The sequence below is a fragment of the Paenibacillus selenitireducens genome (assembly GCF_002021565.1).
GTDB classification, from domain to species: Bacteria; Bacillota; Bacilli; order Paenibacillales; family Paenibacillaceae; genus Paenibacillus_K; species Paenibacillus_K selenitireducens.
The window spans coordinates 1-14,228 of record NZ_MSZX01000002.1 but is presented as its reverse complement, the minus strand read 5'-3'; the positions used below and the strand labels follow the sequence as shown (position 1 = coordinate 14,228).

Here is a 14,228-nt window from a genome sequence, read left to right as displayed (position 1 = left end):
GAACTAACCCCCTGAGTATATTATGTCGAACTATGTCGTTGTTAAAACTAGTATACCAGTATCTTTTCATAAAGCAAGAATTTTTTCCGAGTATACAGGTAGGGATTAAAAGAGTGATGAAAGGCTCCCCAATATTTTGCATTGGAGAGCCTTCCTTTTTGAAGTTTTATATTATTTATTGGCCCAAATGACTTCGTCCTCGTCTTGTCCGTTCACCGGCCACCAGTGGAAGCCATCATTGGCAAGGAGCTCTGATGCTTTCTCAGGACCCCAGGAACCTGCTGGGTAATGTTCGATATTCGTTGGATTTGCAGCCCATGCTTCCGCGATTTTATCCACGAAAGACCAAGCAGACGATACTTCATCCCAACGTGTAAAGTACGTCGAATCTCCGCGTGCAGCATCAAAGATTAACCGCTCATAGGCTTCCGGTGAGTTAATGCCCACCATGCAGCTTTGGCAGAAGTCCATAGCTAACGGCTGAATCTCTGATTCCGAGCCTGGACGTTTCGCGTTAATCTTCACATAAATCCCTTCCATCGGGTTCACGCGGATAACAAGCAAATTCGGCTCCAAGTTATGCTTTTGTCCGAGGTATACGTTCGTAGGCATACGCTTGAATTCAACGACAACCTCTGTCGTTTTGACAGGAAGACGTTTACCTGTACGAATATAGAACGGCACGCCTGCCCAACGGAAATTATCTACAGATACTTTTGCGGCAAAATACGTCTCGGTATTGGACTCCGGATTCACGGATTGTTCTTCACGGTATCCAGGCAAATCTTTACCTTTCAATGCACCCGTCGTATATTGCCCGCGTACCACATTCGCTTCGACCTCTTCAGGAGTCGCATAAGCGCGAAGTGAACGCAATACTTTTACCTTCTCATCCCGAATGTCTTCTGCAACCATACGGCTAGGCGGCTCCATAGCAATCATGGTGAGCAACTGGAGAATATGGTTCTGACCCATATCACGTAATGCGCCCGCATGATCATAGTATCCTCCGCGTTCTTCGACACCAACGGTTTCGCTCAGTGTAATTTGAACGTTCGCAATGTGGTTCTTATTCCACAAGGGTTCGAAGAATGCATTCGCAAAACGAATGACTTCAATATTTTGAACCATCTCTTTGCCAAGATAGTGGTCAATCCGATAAATCTCTTCTTCCCGAAATACTTCGTTAATTTGCTCATTCAATTTCTTAGCAGACTCCAGATCATATCCGAATGGCTTCTCAATAACAAGTCGATGCCAGCCTTTGGAATCTAACATACCGCCTTTAGATAAATTCTGGGATACGCTGCCGAATAATTCCGGAGCTAACGCCAAGAAGAATAGACGGTTGCCTTCGATGTTGAACTCATGCTCCAATACTTTTGTCTGCTCGTCCAATTCACGGAATCCATCTACGTTATTGATATCTAATGATTTATATTCAAAATGTCTAACAAAATCGTTCCAATCGGTATCCGCCTCTACTTTGTAACGGCAGAATTCTCCGATCGAGTTGGTGACATCCTCACGGAATTGATCATTCGTCCGCGGACGGCGTGCCACACCAACAACAGCGAAGCGTTCCCCAAGCTTACCTTCACGATATAAGCTATAAATGGCCGGGAATAATTTACGACGTGCCAAATCTCCTGTTGCACCAAAAATAAAAAATACAGCGCCAGATGCTAAATTAGGTAGGTTGTTTTCGATTTCGTTCATGGCCCTCATTCTCTTCCATATGTATTTTTATACAACTTTTTGCTCCCATAATCCAATGTGCTTATCTGTATCTGATGACATTTTATCATACTACCAACAGCGATGCCATGTCTTCAGAGGTCAAATATTTACACCATCATACATGAAATGATCTTAGTATTCAATCGTTATTAAGGGTAATCCGATCGAAACACGCTCTTTATTTGTACCGCTAATGCGATGTGCAGCAATTTGCATATTAATTTCTTGGTTCCCACTCATAATACCCTTTCCAAGCATAGGCGCAGCATACGATGCACTGTATGTAGACACGTCTGCATACGTTTCCTTCACGGTTAACTTGGCTTGCTTAGCCATTTGTCCTTCTACACGCTTTACCGTAGCTTCGACGAGGTCCTCCCCATTTCGTACTGCTTCCCCTTGGACTGTACCATTCCATTGGTAAGTCATATTTGCCGCATGCAGTGCTTTCTCGACTTTCCCCTGAACATTTCGTAAATTTGCATAGGTTTGCTCCACAGGAGTCACTTCATTCGTACTTGATTCGAATTGAACTACCCAATACATACGATCTCCATCGCGTTGAACGGCCATCCAATGGATTGTATTTCCTTGGTCATTCCAATTCGATGTAGCGGTAAATTTCCCATGTGCTGTTGTTACTGTCATATCCGGCATGTGGAACATCTTTTTCAACGTACTCACTTGATCTAGAAATTGTTGTTTATAGTTTGGAGAAGCAATCTCTCCATTTATTTTGACGGTCCACTTCATAGAATTGGTCTTCAGCGACGAACTGGCTTGCCATAATTGTTCTAGACGATGTGCTGCGGAACTTGGATCCTCACGACCTACGAACCCCGTAAGCAGTGTAATACTCAACCAACCCATACAAGCAATTAAGGACCACACCAAGATCTTCCGCATACAACTTCCTCCACCCTATTCTATAATTCGATTCTATGAATCTACTAAATAGGATGTCCTTACCTTCTCCATCTTATACTTCCTTGTACATAACGAAAATAGGCACATGAATACTAGGTATCTAACCATACACGTTTACCCCCATGCGAATAGACTAAGGTGAAAGCACAGAGTCATTCCCCTAATAAAAGCTTCGTCTGATTTCACTATAGGAGGTGTAGGTCCATATGATACCGGTTTTCCCCATTAACGAAGATCGCATCGAAAGTCTGAGAGGCCGTATGGTGTGTGTCGTAACCAACAAAGGCGAGCGATTTATAGGTCGCGCATCGGGATGTCGTAACGGTAAATTTGTTCTTGAATTTGAAGATGACTCCATTGATCCGGATTGTGATGAACCCGAAAATCAACATCACGAACATCATCATGAGCATAAACATGAAGAGCATAAGCATGAAGAGCATAAGCATGAAAAGAAAAAACACTCAAAACCACAAAAACGAAAAAAAACAATCAAAAAACACCATCGTCATCACAAAAACTGTGGCTGTTCCAAAAACACCAAAACATCCGCATTCTCTCCGAATCGTATCCGTCGACGCAGAGAAATCGAATTTGATTTGGCCGCGATTGCATTTCTATTCCTACTTGTCCTCTAATCGAAAACGAAGAAACCCGGAACCACTCCATCGGTTTGGTCCCGGGTTTCTTCGTTTTACTCAGCAAGTCCATTCTTATAAGCATAAATAGCAGCTTGCGTTCGATCTTCTACGCCGAGCTTCGCTAGAATATTCGTTACATGAAATTTCACGGTCTTGATTCCAATGAACAATGTATCCGCAATGTCCTGATTGGATTTCCCTTCAGCCAGCAGGCGAAGAACATCCATTTCCCGTTCTGTCAGCTCTTCATGAAGAGGAGCTTCTGGTTTGGGCTGCCGTAGTCGATTCATCATCTTCGAGGCGACTTGGGATTCTAATACCGATTGCCCTCGAGCTGCTGCCCGAATGGCCTCCGCGATTTCGGATGCGCGTGAAGTTTTTAAGAGATAACTGAATGCGCCTGCTTCAATGACCGGATACATCTTCTCATCGTCTAGGAAACTGGTAAGTACGATAACTTTGCAATCTGGATATAATTCGAGCAGCTTTCGGGTCGTTTCAATACCGTCCATGCCTTCCATCACTAAATCCATCAGCACCACATTCGGCTTATATTCCTGCGCTAGACGAATTCCATCCATCCCGTTGCTCGCTTCCCCGACGACTTCAATGCCATCCTCTGTACCTAGTACAGCTGCAAGTCCAATACGAACCATTTCATGATCATCGACCAGTAATACTTTAATCGGCATCTCCATTTGCTTCACCCCATCCGCTTTCCTCGTTTAATACCGGGATTCGAATTTCGATTCTCGTCCCTTTTCCAGGCGCCGTAATAAATTGCAGCGACCCGCCTATCTCATTCACACGCTCTTGCATTGTAGAAAGCCCGTAAGAGGTCTGCTTCTTCACATCAAGCTCAAACCCGACTCCATTGTCTCGAATCATCAACCGGACCCCATCAGGCCGTTTCTGGAGTTTGACCTCCATCTTGTTTGCTTTGGAGTGGCGAAGTGTATTCGAAAGTGCTTCCTGAACAATTCGAAACAGATGATTCTCAATCCCTTTTAACAAAGTGATCCCTTCATCCATTTCAAATGTAATATCCATCGGCACTTTGGCTTTCATTTCTTGCAAGAGCTCACTTAAGCCCTCCGTAAGAGGTTTGCCTTCTAAATGCACGGGTCTTAAATGGAGCAGCAATGCGCGCATTTCAGACTGTGCGACAGACGCCATTTCTTCAATAAGATTAACCTGACGTTGTGCCCGATCAAAGTCTTCTTTCTCCAACGTCCGTCCCACGGCCGTCGCTGTCATAGAAATCGCAAATAATTGCTGGCTTACCGCATCATGGAGCTCGCGAGCAAGCCGCTGACGTTCTTCAATAATAGCTGTAAAACGTGCCTTCTCTGCTAACTGTGCATTGTTCGTGGATAGCCGCTGAAGCGAGCTTACTTGCTCCTCCCACTTCTTGCTCATCCGACCGAGCTGTTCAGCTAAACGTCCGACTTCATCTTCCCCTAAATCGGGAAGTGGACGAGATAGATTCCCTTTCTCCATTTGAAGTACAGAATCCCTCAGCGTCTCCAGTCGTTTGCGCACATTATAGCTCTGATAGAATCCGAAGACGGCCCCTAGAGCTACTGAGATAGAAACACACGTAATGCTGATCCAAACGCCTTGCAGCCAGGTTGTTAACGGCTTCATATAGCCATAAGACATCAGAAAATAAATTAACGCTCCGAACATTACCATCGAAAAGAGGATCGTCTGCCCCATGCTTCGAATAACCATGTTGGTTGTTTTTCTCGATTCCAAGCGCCGATCCCCTCTCTGTTAATTAATTCGGATATCAATATCTCCTACGATATAGGATATTATGAGTTTCACTTTTTGATCCGACTCGTCATAATTCAACGATTGCCATACCCGTTTATTCATGAATCCGGCTTCTTTTTCATGATTGAAATCAATTTGACCGAAGACGACATTCGCTTCAATCTGAACCCCAATATCATCCGGAATCGTAACATCGATATCCCCAAGCGCGCCTTGCAATACAATCACGCATTCTCGATCTTCCATGATGGCAAGTGACAAATCGAGGTTCACTTCCCCGACCACATGCCATAAGCTCATATTACGCAGAACCCAAGGCTCTCGATCCCATTTTAGCGTACTCATTAAATTCTGCTTCTGAATATAACGATCGTCACGTTGAACCTTCTTCGACTTCGCATAGAATAACCCGAGTGAAATCAGAATAATGCCGAGCAACAGCGTAAAATGATCCAAGAGCAGCAATATGCCACCGATAACAAAGAGCATATACCCTTTTCTTGAATTACCACGCGTGCGAACTTGATCTAATCCTATGAAAAAAAGAATGAGCGCGGCAATGGTAAAGAAGCTGATCCATTTACCGAAAAGCATAAATAGACCAACACCAATCAGAATAAATGCGATATTTCGATTTTTATCACGCATATATGCCGCCCTCCTCTCTTGATGTATAAGGATGGAAAAGCCATGACAACGCGGGTTATGGCGTCGTATGGCTTAACCTTTCATAGCATATCACAATTCGCAGTTAATTCGAAATACTAATTTTGATTCAATTTGTTCTTCAAAGCTTGCAACTGCTCATCTACTAAGAGTTGTTTGGAAGGATCTACTGGAGCTTTGTAAGCTGCTGCTACGCCGCCACCTGGTACACGCATCACATCTGCTTCCGCTTCTAGCTGCATGATTTTCTCTTCCATACGGTGGAATCCACGAGATGCGCTGCCGCCTTCAATGGTATGCAAGCTGCTGATGGATGCCATTTGCTTTTTCGCTTTGGCCATTTGAGCACGGCTCGACAACTCGTTGCGTTTGTTGCGTAACTTGTAGAATTCATCCTTCATCTCGTGAAGCTGCTGCATTAAGTCTTTCGCTTGCTCGCTAGATTGCGTATGCAAATCAGTGAACTCAGTTACCTTTTGCTCATAATACAATTTCTCTTCCAGCAATTTGCGTGCCACTTCTTCTTGACCATTACGTAATGCCAACTCTGCTTGGGTCTCACGCTCACCACTTACACGAATAGCTTCGTCTAAGCGTTGTTTTACACGGCGCTCATTTGCCATTTGCTTCGCAACCGTTACCTCTGCTTCATGAATTTCACTTTCCATATCGCGAAGATATTGGTTCAGCATTACTACTGGATCCTCAACCTTATCCAAAATCTCGTGCACCGATGCTTTCGTCATGTCCTTAATTCTTTTAAATACTCCCATTTTACTTATCTCCCTTCTCATATTGCGCTACTTTGGCGCGTAATTGTTCTAATTCTTTTTGTATTGCTTTCTTCTCAATGTCTTCCATCATCGAATCAATCGGCGAACTTGAAGACGTGTTTGTTTTGGGTGCTGCATATTTATTGGCATTCCCATACCCGCCTTGTTGAAAAGACGATCCTTGATTGTAAGTCGGTCCCTGTCCGTAGGTTGGACCTTGTCCATAGGATGATCCTGGTCCTGGTCCATATTGCGGACCATTGTTAAACGGATTGTAAGGGTTCATAGGTTCCTTCGGAACGACCATACTCGCCAAGACATAGACTAAAAGCGTAGTTCCTCCTGTAAAAGGAATTGAAATGATGACTGCTAAACGAAGAAGTGTAGAATCGATGTTTAACAGTTGCGCCAAACCACCGCACAGTCCAGTTAGTTTTTTGTCGTAAGAAGAACGGTACAGCTTACTCATAGTTACGGCTCCCTTCTATCGTTGTCCAGCTTCTGCTTCAAACGGTCGAGCTCGCGATCCAGTACGCTTTGCAATTGAGATCCTGCCTGATACATCGCATCTTGCCCCATCCGTTTCAAGTCCCGCAGGCTGCGTGCCTCTAGTTCCAAGTCTGACACGCGATCCTCCAATCGATTGAACATGCGCGGAATGTTATTCGGACCGCCGTAAGATTGAGCACGTTGATTCATTTGCTGTTGAATCCGAATATTCTCCATGCGTGCTACATAATATTGACGTTTATCATATACGGTCTGATACTCCGATTTAAGTAAATTCAATTGTTCTTCAAGTTCGATGATGGTATTCTTGCTCTGTTCATATAATTCACTGTATTGAGCAACCTTCTCTTCATGAATAATCTTTTCTTGAAGAGCCATCTTCGCGACATGCTCTTCGCCTGCTTTCAATGCGAGCAGAGCTTGTTGCTCTCGCTTATCTCTCATGGATTCAGCTTGCAGCAATTGATTCTTCATAAGGTTCGCATGCATGAGAACCTGTTGATACAACTTTTCAGATGCTGTAATTTCTTGTTTGGTCGACATGAGGAACTGATCAATTAATCGAACCGGATCCTCTGAACCTTCCAAACGATCATTTAATGTTGCTACGGTGATATCTCGTACTCTTTTCATAACACTCATCTCTTATTCGAACCTCCTTATACGTTATTAGCTCTTATTAGTATGGTCTGTTATTCCGCTTATTCGACAACATGGACGCCCCTAGAACAATCAGCCCAATTGCTAACAATAATCCGAAAATCCAAGCCATCTTACTAAAGAGGATTAGTACACCTAGAATCATAATCACCCAGCCGAAGAAGCGACTTCCATTCTTCACACCGTAATACCCTAGTGCAATCATCAGTATCGGAATTAAGTACCCCATCAATCCAGCTAAAAAGCCGATTGCGAATTTCCCTAATAGGATGATAACTCCGAGTCCGATGAGCAAGAACGCAAATCCTGGTTTGTTGTTTCGATTCATTATTTGTTCACCGCCTTTCGTTTCCCTCTTGCTTATGTCTTTATTTTAGGCTGTTTGAATACTTTTCAAAACGGACTCACGGCGGTTTTTGTACCTAGACCTTGGTCGGGGTTCATCACAGACCTCAGGCTCTGTAGCAAAACCTGTCATATCAATTGTCTAAATCTGATTTTCATTGTAAGATATAGGAGGAAATTGAATTGGAAATATATAGGCGGTTTCGAATCGCTTCTATATTGTACGTTGGGGAGGACAATCGCGTATGCTTAACCTTCATTCGCATTTGGCGAATCTACTATTGGGTCAACGATTAAAACACGATCTCTTTAACCATTCCGGAGTGCTTATTATCCCAGCGCGTACCATCATAGATGAATCACACTTACATATGATATACATGCACCAAATCTCCATATCACTCAACGATCTCGAAGAACCCTCCGATCTCAGTCAATTTCATGGCTGCGATCTTATCGATCGTAGCGTGCGAATTGTACGTGATCTATTCGAACAAGCCAGATACCGAAGAATCATTCCCATCTCCGAAATCCAAAAACACATCTTGCCTATCATTCAACATACCGTTCAACACTCAGATTTATTTACATTATTAAGTTGGTTAAAATCTTCTGACGACTATACCTATAGACATACCGTAGCCGTATCCATCCTTTCCACACTCATAGGCAAATGGCTTCAATTGAATGATGAAGAACTTATTGACCTTACCATGTCTGCTATATTGCATGATGTAGGCAAGATGTATATTCCGGCTGAGATTATTAATAAACCCGGAACCTTAACGGATGAAGAATTTGATATTGTCAAACAGCATACCGTATATGGTCATGCCATGATCAAAGCTACATCTGGAACAACGCACAGACAGGCTCTGGTTGCCCTGCAGCATCATGAACGTCAAGACGGCAGCGGTTATCCGCATGGTCTTCGCAGCGAAAACATTGATCTCTATTCCCGAATCGTCGCTGTTGCTGATGTATTTCATGCGATGTCCTCGGATCGTGTGTACCGCGATGCAGCTCCGTTCTACTCCCTGCTTAACGAGATGTATCAATTTGCATTCGGCAAGTTCGATGCAAAAATCATTCGATTATTTCTGGATAAGTTGATGCAAGCCATCGTGGGGAATGAAGTACGTCTGACAGATGGGCGAACAGGGATCATCGTCATGATCAATTCTCATGATCCCATCCAGCCGCTCGTTCGTGTAGGAAATGCCTTTGTGGATCTTAGCAAATGTTCTATTCAAATCGAAGAAGTTATTCCCTCGTAAGAGGATAAGAAGATTGGAATGACGTGAGCTTAATGCTGCGTCTTTATTACCACAATAAAATCACCTCTAAACGCGGTCGCTCATCTTCGAATGGGCCGAGGGTAGAGGTTTTTCTCATGGTTGCACTGCAGATGAACATAAAAAAACACCTTAAAGATTTCTCTTTAAGGTGTTGACTTGTCATTTTCATTTGAAGAAGTGGTGCCGGTGAAGGGACTCGAACCCCCACGGTTTCCCTCACGATTTTGAGTCGCGCGCGTCTGCCAATTCCGCCACACCGGCTTATTTGAACTTCTTTGTAAAGATGGCGCGCCCTAAGAGATTCGAACTCCTGACCTTTTGATTCGTAGTCAAACGCTCTATCCAGCTGAGCTAAGGGCGCAAAATATGTTGTAAAGATGGTGCCGAAGACCAGACTTGAACTGGTACGGTAGTCACCTACCGCAGGATTTTAAGTCCTGTGCGTCTGCCGATTCCGCCACTCCGGCACGGAGTAAATTTGGTGGAGGCGCCACCCAGACTCGAACTGGGGGTAAAGCTTTTGCAGAGCTCTGCCTTACCACTTGGCTATGGCGCCAAATTATAAATGGAGCGGACGACGGGAATCGAACCCGCGACCCTCGCCTTGGCAAGGCGATGCTCTACCGCTGAGCCACGTCCGCGAAATGGCTGGGGATATAGGATTTGAACCTATGCATGACGGAGTCAAAGTCCGTTGCCTTACCGCTTGGCTAATCCCCAACAATTTTGTTGGTGCTTTGATTTTTAATTAATGGGGCGATCGATGGGACTTGAACCCACGAATGCCGGAGCCACAGACCGGTGCGTTAACCCCTTCGCCACGACCGCCATAATTAAAATATATCTTGCAAGTAATGCTCTTGGCAGGGGCAGCAGGAATTGAACCCACACCAAAGGTTTTGGAGACCTTTGTTCTACCTTTAAACTATGCCCCTACAGGATATATGGTGGAGGCTGATGGATTCGAACCACCGAACTCGGAGAGAGCAGATTTACAGTCTGCCGTGTTTAGCCACTTCACTAAGCCTCCACAATGTGTTACATGGTGCCGTCGAGAGGACTTGAACCCCCAACCTACTGATTACAAGTCAGTTGCTCTACCAGTTGAGCTACAACGGCTTATAATAAAATTTTCATGGTGGCTCGGGACGGAATCGAACCGCCGACACGAGGATTTTCAGTCCTCTGCTCTACCGACTGAGCTACCGAGCCTTACCTAGAATTCTTAAATGGCGGAGCTGACGGGATTCGAACCCGCGGTCTCCTGCGTGACAGGCAGGCATGTTAGGCCTCTACACCACAGCTCCATGAGATCCCTTGATTATCATTAATCAAGAATTTAATTGGTTGCGGGGGCAGGATTTGAACCTGCGGCCTTCGGGTTATGAGCCCGACGAGCTACCGGGCTGCTCCACCCCGCGTCATCTAAATAAAGTTTTTATGGTGGAGGCTAACGGGATCGAACCGCTGACCCTCTGCTTGTAAGGCAGATGCTCTCCCAGCTGAGCTAAGCCTCCGTATTCAACAGCGACATCTAATATCTTACCAGATATCCTATCAACTTTGCAACCCTCAATTTTTACCAGTTACAAGTTATTAAAAATGGTGACCCGTAGGGGATTCGAACCCCTGTTACCTCCGTGAAAGGGAGGTGTCTTAACCCCTTGACCAACGGGCCATGCTAGAAATAATTAGTGGCGGAGAGAGAGGGATTCGAACCCTCGAGACGCTTGTGACGCCTACACGATTTCCAATCGTGCTCCTTCGGCCAACTCGGACACCTCTCCACATGGCTCCCCGAACAGGACTCGAACCTGTGACAACTCGATTAACAGTCGAGTGCTCTACCAACTGAGCTATCAGGGAATATATATTTATTACAGAGCTTTGAGCCCTGAAAACTAGATACGAAACAACTTTTTGCGAATTAATATTAGGATAAGCCCTCGACCGATTAGTATTGGTCAGCTCCACACATTGCTGCGCTTCCACCTCCAACCTATCAACCTCGTCGTCTTCAAGGGGTCTTACTAATTGGGAAATCTCATCTTGAGGGGGGCTTCACGCTTAGATGCTTTCAGCGCTTATCCCGTCCATACTTGGCTACCCAGCGGTGCTCCTGGCGGAACAACTGGTACACCAGCGGTATGTCCATCCCGGTCCTCTCGTACTAAGGACAGCTCCTCTCAAATTTCCTACGCCCACGACAGATAGGGACCGAACTGTCTCACGACGTTCTGAACCCAGCTCGCGTACCGCTTTAATGGGCGAACAGCCCAACCCTTGGGACCTACTTCAGCCCCAGGATGCGATGAGCCGACATCGAGGTGCCAAACCTCCCCGTCGATGTGGACTCTTGGGGGAGATAAGCCTGTTATCCCCAGGGTAGCTTTTATCCGTTGAGCGATGGCCCTTCCATGCGGTACCACCGGATCACTAAGCCCGACTTTCGTCCCTGCTCGACCTGTATGTCTCGCAGTCAAGCTCCCTTATGCCTTTGCACTCTTCGAATGATTTCCAACCATTCTGAGGGAACCTTGGGGCGCCTCCGTTACTCTTTAGGAGGCGACCGCCCCAGTCAAACTGCCCACCTGACACTGTCCCCGAACCGGGTTACGGTCCTAGGTTAGAACTCCGATACGATCAGGGTGGTATCCCAACGTCGCCTCCACACAAGCTGGCGCTCATGCTTCAAAGGCTCCCACCTATCCTGTACAGATCGTACCAAAGTCCAATATCAAGCTGCAGTAAAGCTCCATGGGGTCTTTCCGTCTTGTCGCGGGTAACCTGCATCTTCACAGGTATTAAAATTTCACCGGATCTCTCGTTGAGACAGCGCCCAAGTCGTTACGCCATTCGTGCGGGTCAGAATTTACCTGACAAGGAATTTCGCTACCTTAGGACCGTTATAGTTACGGCCGCCGTTTACTGGGGCTTCGGTTCATAGCTTCGGGTTACCCCTAACCACTCCCCTTAACCTTCCAGCACCGGGCAGGCGTCAGCCCGTATACTTCGCCTTACGGCTTCGCACAGACCTGTGTTTTTGCTAAACAGTCGCTTGGGCCTTTTCACTGCGGCCCCCTCGTGCTATTCACACTACCGGGGCACCCCTTCTCCCGAAGTTACGGGGTCATTTTGCCGAGTTCCTTAACGAGAGTTCTTCCGCGCGCCTTAGAATTCTCTTCTCGCCTACCTGTGTCGGTTTGCGGTACGGGCACCATCACCTGGCTAGAGGCTTTTCTTGGCAGTGTGAAATCATGACCTTCGGTACTGCAATTTTCCCTCCCCATCACAGCCTAGCCTTATCGATGTGCGGATTTGCCTACACATCAGCCTCACTGCTTGGACAGACATCCATCAGTCTGCGTCACTATCCTACTGCGTCACCCCATTGCTCATAACGGCTTACGGTGGTACAGGAATTTCAACCTGTTGTCCTTCGACTACGCCTTTCGGCCTCGCCTTAGGTCCCGACTTACCCTGAGCGGACGAACCTTCCTCAGGAACCCTTAGGCTTTCGGCGGACATGATTCTCACATGTCTTTTCGTTACTCATACCGGCATTCTCACTTGTATGCTGTCCAGCGCTCCTTACGGTACACCTTCAACCTACATACAACGCTCCCCTACCCCTGATACATACGTATCAAGCCATAGCTTCGGTGGTGTGTTTAGCCCCGTTACATTTTCGGCGCAGAGTCACTCGACCAGTGAGCTATTACGCACTCTTTAAATGATGGCTGCTTCTAAGCCAACATCCTGGTTGTCTTTGCAACTCCACATCCTTTCCCACTTAACACACACTTGGGGACCTTAGCTGATGGTCTGGGCTGTTTCCCTTTTGACAATGGATCTTAGCACTCACTGTCTGACTCCCGGTTATAAGTCTATGGCATTCGGAGTTTGACTGAGCTTGGTAACCCTTGGCGGGCCCCGCACCCAATCAGTGCTCTACCTCCACGACTCTTAACACCGAGGCTAGCCCTAAAGCTATTTCGGGGAGAACCAGCTATCTCCGAGTTCGATTGGAATTTCTCCGCTACCCCCACCTCATCCCCGCATTTTTCAACATGCGTGGGTTCGGGCCTCCAGTGCGTGTTACCGCACCTTCACCCTGGACAGGGGTAGATCACACGGTTTCGGGTCTACGTCCACGTACTAAGTCGCCCTATTCAGACTCGCTTTCGCTGCGGCTACGGCTCTTCACCTTAACCTTGCACGGGAACGTAACTCGCCGGTTCATTCTACAAAAGGCACGCCATCACCCATAGATCGGGCTCTGACTTCTTGTAAGCACACGGTTTCAGGTTCTATTTCACTCCCCTCCCGGGGTGCTTTTCACCTTTCCCTCACGGTACTGCTTCACTATCGGTCGCTAGGTAGTATTTAGCCTTACCAGATGGTCCTGGCGGATTCATACGGGATTTCACGTGCCCCGCACTACTCGGGATCCGTCTCGGAGAGAACAGACTTTCAATTACAGGGCTTTTACCTTCTATGGCGGGCCTTTCCAGACCTCTTCGTTTAATCGGTTCCTTTGTAACTCCATGTGAGACGTCCCACAACCCCAACCAGCAAGCTGATTGGTTTAGGCTATTCCGCTTTCGCTCGCCGCTACTGACGGAATCACTTTTGTTTTCTCTTCCTGAGGGTACTTAGATGTTTCAGTTCCCCTCGTCTGTCTCTTCACACCCTATGTATTCAGATGTGAGTGACTGGCTATTACACCAGCCGGGTTTCCCCATTCGGACATCCCCGGATCAAAGCTTGCTTACAGCTCCCCGAAGCATTTCGTTGTTCGCCACGTCCTTCGTCGACTCCTAGCGCCTAGGCATCCTCCGTGTGCTCTTAGTAGCTTAACCAHGCTNDGRYANAGTATHNATSSGYAS

General features: G+C 46.4%; 11 protein-coding genes, 17 tRNA genes and 1 rRNA gene. 2 read left to right on the top strand and 27 right to left on the bottom strand.

From position 1 onward, the window contains the following. Positions 1 to 171: 171 nt before the first annotated feature. Together zwf and BVG16_RS04200 are read right to left on the bottom strand one after the other, a co-directional pair. Positions 172 to 1,719, bottom strand: coding sequence for a glucose-6-phosphate dehydrogenase (gene zwf / locus BVG16_RS04205; protein ID WP_078497304.1), 1,548 nt, complete (start codon positions 1,717 to 1,719; stop codon positions 172 to 174). Positions 1,720 to 1,872: 153 nt separating this feature from the next. Then, positions 1,873 to 2,646, bottom strand: a complete 774-nt coding sequence (locus BVG16_RS04200) for a YwmB family TATA-box binding protein (protein WP_078497303.1) — start codon at positions 2,644 to 2,646, stop codon at positions 1,873 to 1,875. 227 nt (positions 2,647 to 2,873) lie between these two features. On the opposite strand from BVG16_RS04200, the gene BVG16_RS04195 reads away from it, so the two are divergent. Continuing rightward, positions 2,874 to 3,305: a hypothetical protein gene (locus BVG16_RS04195; protein ID WP_078497302.1), complete on the top strand. Its 432-nt coding sequence runs from the start codon at positions 2,874 to 2,876 to the stop codon at positions 3,303 to 3,305. A 56-nt stretch (positions 3,306 to 3,361) separates the two neighbouring features. Here BVG16_RS04195 and BVG16_RS04190 read toward each other — a convergent pair whose 3' ends face one another. From BVG16_RS04190 to BVG16_RS04160, 7 genes are all read right to left on the bottom strand, one after another. Continuing rightward, entirely contained in the window at positions 3,362 to 4,006 is a 645-nt protein-coding gene (locus BVG16_RS04190) for a response regulator transcription factor (protein ID WP_078497301.1), read from the bottom strand. Then, positions 3,990 to 5,066 carry a sensor histidine kinase gene (locus BVG16_RS04185; RefSeq protein WP_078497300.1) on the bottom strand — a complete coding sequence of 359 codons (1,077 nt, stop codon included), beginning with the start codon at positions 5,064 to 5,066 and terminating at the stop codon, positions 3,990 to 3,992. The genes BVG16_RS04190 and BVG16_RS04185 overlap by 17 nt, the downstream gene beginning before the upstream one ends. Before the next feature lie 18 nt (positions 5,067 to 5,084). Next, positions 5,085 to 5,735 (bottom strand): cell wall-active antibiotics response protein LiaF, encoded by a 651-nt coding sequence (gene liaF, locus BVG16_RS04180; protein ID WP_078497299.1) that lies wholly within the window; start codon positions 5,733 to 5,735, stop codon positions 5,085 to 5,087. 116 nt (positions 5,736 to 5,851) lie between these two features. Further along, a complete protein-coding gene (locus BVG16_RS04175; protein ID WP_078497298.1) occupies positions 5,852 to 6,526 on the bottom strand; it encodes a PspA/IM30 family protein in 675 nt (224 codons plus the stop codon). A gap of 1 nt (position 6,527) precedes the next feature. Further along, complete coding sequence (locus BVG16_RS04170) at positions 6,528 to 6,995, bottom strand: PspC domain-containing protein (protein ID WP_078497297.1); 468 nt, start codon at positions 6,993 to 6,995, stop codon at positions 6,528 to 6,530. 2 nt (positions 6,996 to 6,997) lie between these two features. Beyond that, positions 6,998 to 7,678 (bottom strand): PspA/IM30 family protein, encoded by a 681-nt coding sequence (locus BVG16_RS04165; protein WP_078497296.1) that lies wholly within the window; start codon positions 7,676 to 7,678, stop codon positions 6,998 to 7,000. 37 nt (positions 7,679 to 7,715) lie between these two features. Further along, positions 7,716 to 8,024, bottom strand: coding sequence for a LiaF transmembrane domain-containing protein (locus BVG16_RS04160; protein WP_078497295.1), 309 nt, complete (start codon positions 8,022 to 8,024; stop codon positions 7,716 to 7,718). Between the two features lie 262 nt (positions 8,025 to 8,286). Here BVG16_RS04160 and BVG16_RS04155 point away from each other — a divergent pair, with 262 nt between their 5' ends. Further along, the gene (locus BVG16_RS04155; RefSeq protein ID WP_078497294.1) at positions 8,287 to 9,318 is read left to right on the top strand and encodes an HD-GYP domain-containing protein; all 1,032 of its coding nucleotides are present in this window, start codon (positions 8,287 to 8,289) and stop codon (positions 9,316 to 9,318) included. Between the two features lie 199 nt (positions 9,319 to 9,517). Here the strand turns inward: BVG16_RS04155 and BVG16_RS04150 are convergent. The 18 genes from BVG16_RS04150 to BVG16_RS04065 form a co-directional block, all read right to left on the bottom strand. Next, a tRNA-Leu gene (locus BVG16_RS04150) sits at positions 9,518 to 9,600 on the bottom strand. Between the two features lie 23 nt (positions 9,601 to 9,623). After that, positions 9,624 to 9,700, bottom strand: a tRNA-Arg gene (locus BVG16_RS04145). Between the two features lie 17 nt (positions 9,701 to 9,717). Continuing rightward, positions 9,718 to 9,806, bottom strand: a tRNA-Leu gene (locus BVG16_RS04140). A 15-nt stretch (positions 9,807 to 9,821) separates the two neighbouring features. Next, a tRNA-Cys gene (locus tag BVG16_RS04135) sits at positions 9,822 to 9,895 on the bottom strand. Positions 9,896 to 9,905: 10 nt separating this feature from the next. Next, positions 9,906 to 9,980, bottom strand: a tRNA-Gly gene (locus tag BVG16_RS04130). 4 nt (positions 9,981 to 9,984) lie between these two features. Continuing rightward, positions 9,985 to 10,059, bottom strand: a tRNA-Gln gene (locus BVG16_RS04125). A gap of 32 nt (positions 10,060 to 10,091) precedes the next feature. Then, positions 10,092 to 10,167, bottom strand: a tRNA-His gene (locus tag BVG16_RS04120). Between the two features lie 33 nt (positions 10,168 to 10,200). After that, positions 10,201 to 10,274: transfer RNA gene (locus tag BVG16_RS04115), tRNA-Trp, on the bottom strand. A 10-nt stretch (positions 10,275 to 10,284) separates the two neighbouring features. Next, positions 10,285 to 10,369, bottom strand: a tRNA-Tyr gene (locus tag BVG16_RS04110). Positions 10,370 to 10,382: 13 nt separating this feature from the next. Further along, a tRNA-Thr gene (locus BVG16_RS04105) sits at positions 10,383 to 10,458 on the bottom strand. A gap of 17 nt (positions 10,459 to 10,475) precedes the next feature. Beyond that, a tRNA-Phe gene (locus tag BVG16_RS04100) sits at positions 10,476 to 10,551 on the bottom strand. An 18-nt stretch (positions 10,552 to 10,569) separates the two neighbouring features. Next, positions 10,570 to 10,646, bottom strand: a tRNA-Asp gene (locus BVG16_RS04095). A gap of 37 nt (positions 10,647 to 10,683) precedes the next feature. Next, positions 10,684 to 10,760, bottom strand: a tRNA-Met gene (locus BVG16_RS04090). Positions 10,761 to 10,780: 20 nt separating this feature from the next. Next, a tRNA-Val gene (locus tag BVG16_RS04085) sits at positions 10,781 to 10,856 on the bottom strand. Between the two features lie 86 nt (positions 10,857 to 10,942). Continuing rightward, positions 10,943 to 11,017: transfer RNA gene (locus BVG16_RS04080), tRNA-Glu, on the bottom strand. Positions 11,018 to 11,034: 17 nt separating this feature from the next. Further along, positions 11,035 to 11,126, bottom strand: a tRNA-Ser gene (locus tag BVG16_RS04075). 3 nt (positions 11,127 to 11,129) lie between these two features. Beyond that, positions 11,130 to 11,205 (bottom strand) — tRNA-Asn (locus BVG16_RS04070). Positions 11,206 to 11,273: 68 nt separating this feature from the next. Then, positions 11,274 to 14,201: ribosomal RNA gene (locus tag BVG16_RS04065) — 23S ribosomal RNA — on the bottom strand. Positions 14,202 to 14,228: the final 27 nt, after the last annotated feature.

Excerpts from the sequence above, each read along its gene's own strand:
- zwf (WP_078497304.1), bottom strand. The coding sequence starts at position 1,719 with ATGAACGAAATCGAAAACAACCTACCTAATTTAGCATCTGGCGCTGTA.
- BVG16_RS04200 (WP_078497303.1), bottom strand. The coding sequence starts at position 2,646 with ATGCGGAAGATCTTGGTGTGGTCCTTAATTGCTTGTATGGGTTGGTTG.
- BVG16_RS04195 (WP_078497302.1), top strand. The coding sequence starts at position 2,874 with ATGATACCGGTTTTCCCCATTAACGAAGATCGCATCGAAAGTCTGAGA.
- BVG16_RS04190 (WP_078497301.1), bottom strand. The coding sequence starts at position 4,006 with ATGGAGATGCCGATTAAAGTATTACTGGTCGATGATCATGAAATGGTT.
- liaF (WP_078497299.1), bottom strand. The coding sequence starts at position 5,735 with ATGCGTGATAAAAATCGAAATATCGCATTTATTCTGATTGGTGTTGGT.
- BVG16_RS04175 (WP_078497298.1), bottom strand. The coding sequence starts at position 6,526 with ATGGGAGTATTTAAAAGAATTAAGGACATGACGAAAGCATCGGTGCAC.
- BVG16_RS04170 (WP_078497297.1), bottom strand. The coding sequence starts at position 6,995 with ATGAGTAAGCTGTACCGTTCTTCTTACGACAAAAAACTAACTGGACTG.
- BVG16_RS04165 (WP_078497296.1), bottom strand. The coding sequence starts at position 7,678 with ATGAGTGTTATGAAAAGAGTACGAGATATCACCGTAGCAACATTAAAT.
- BVG16_RS04160 (WP_078497295.1), bottom strand. The coding sequence starts at position 8,024 with ATGAATCGAAACAACAAACCAGGATTTGCGTTCTTGCTCATCGGACTC.
- BVG16_RS04155 (WP_078497294.1), top strand. The coding sequence starts at position 8,287 with ATGCTTAACCTTCATTCGCATTTGGCGAATCTACTATTGGGTCAACGA.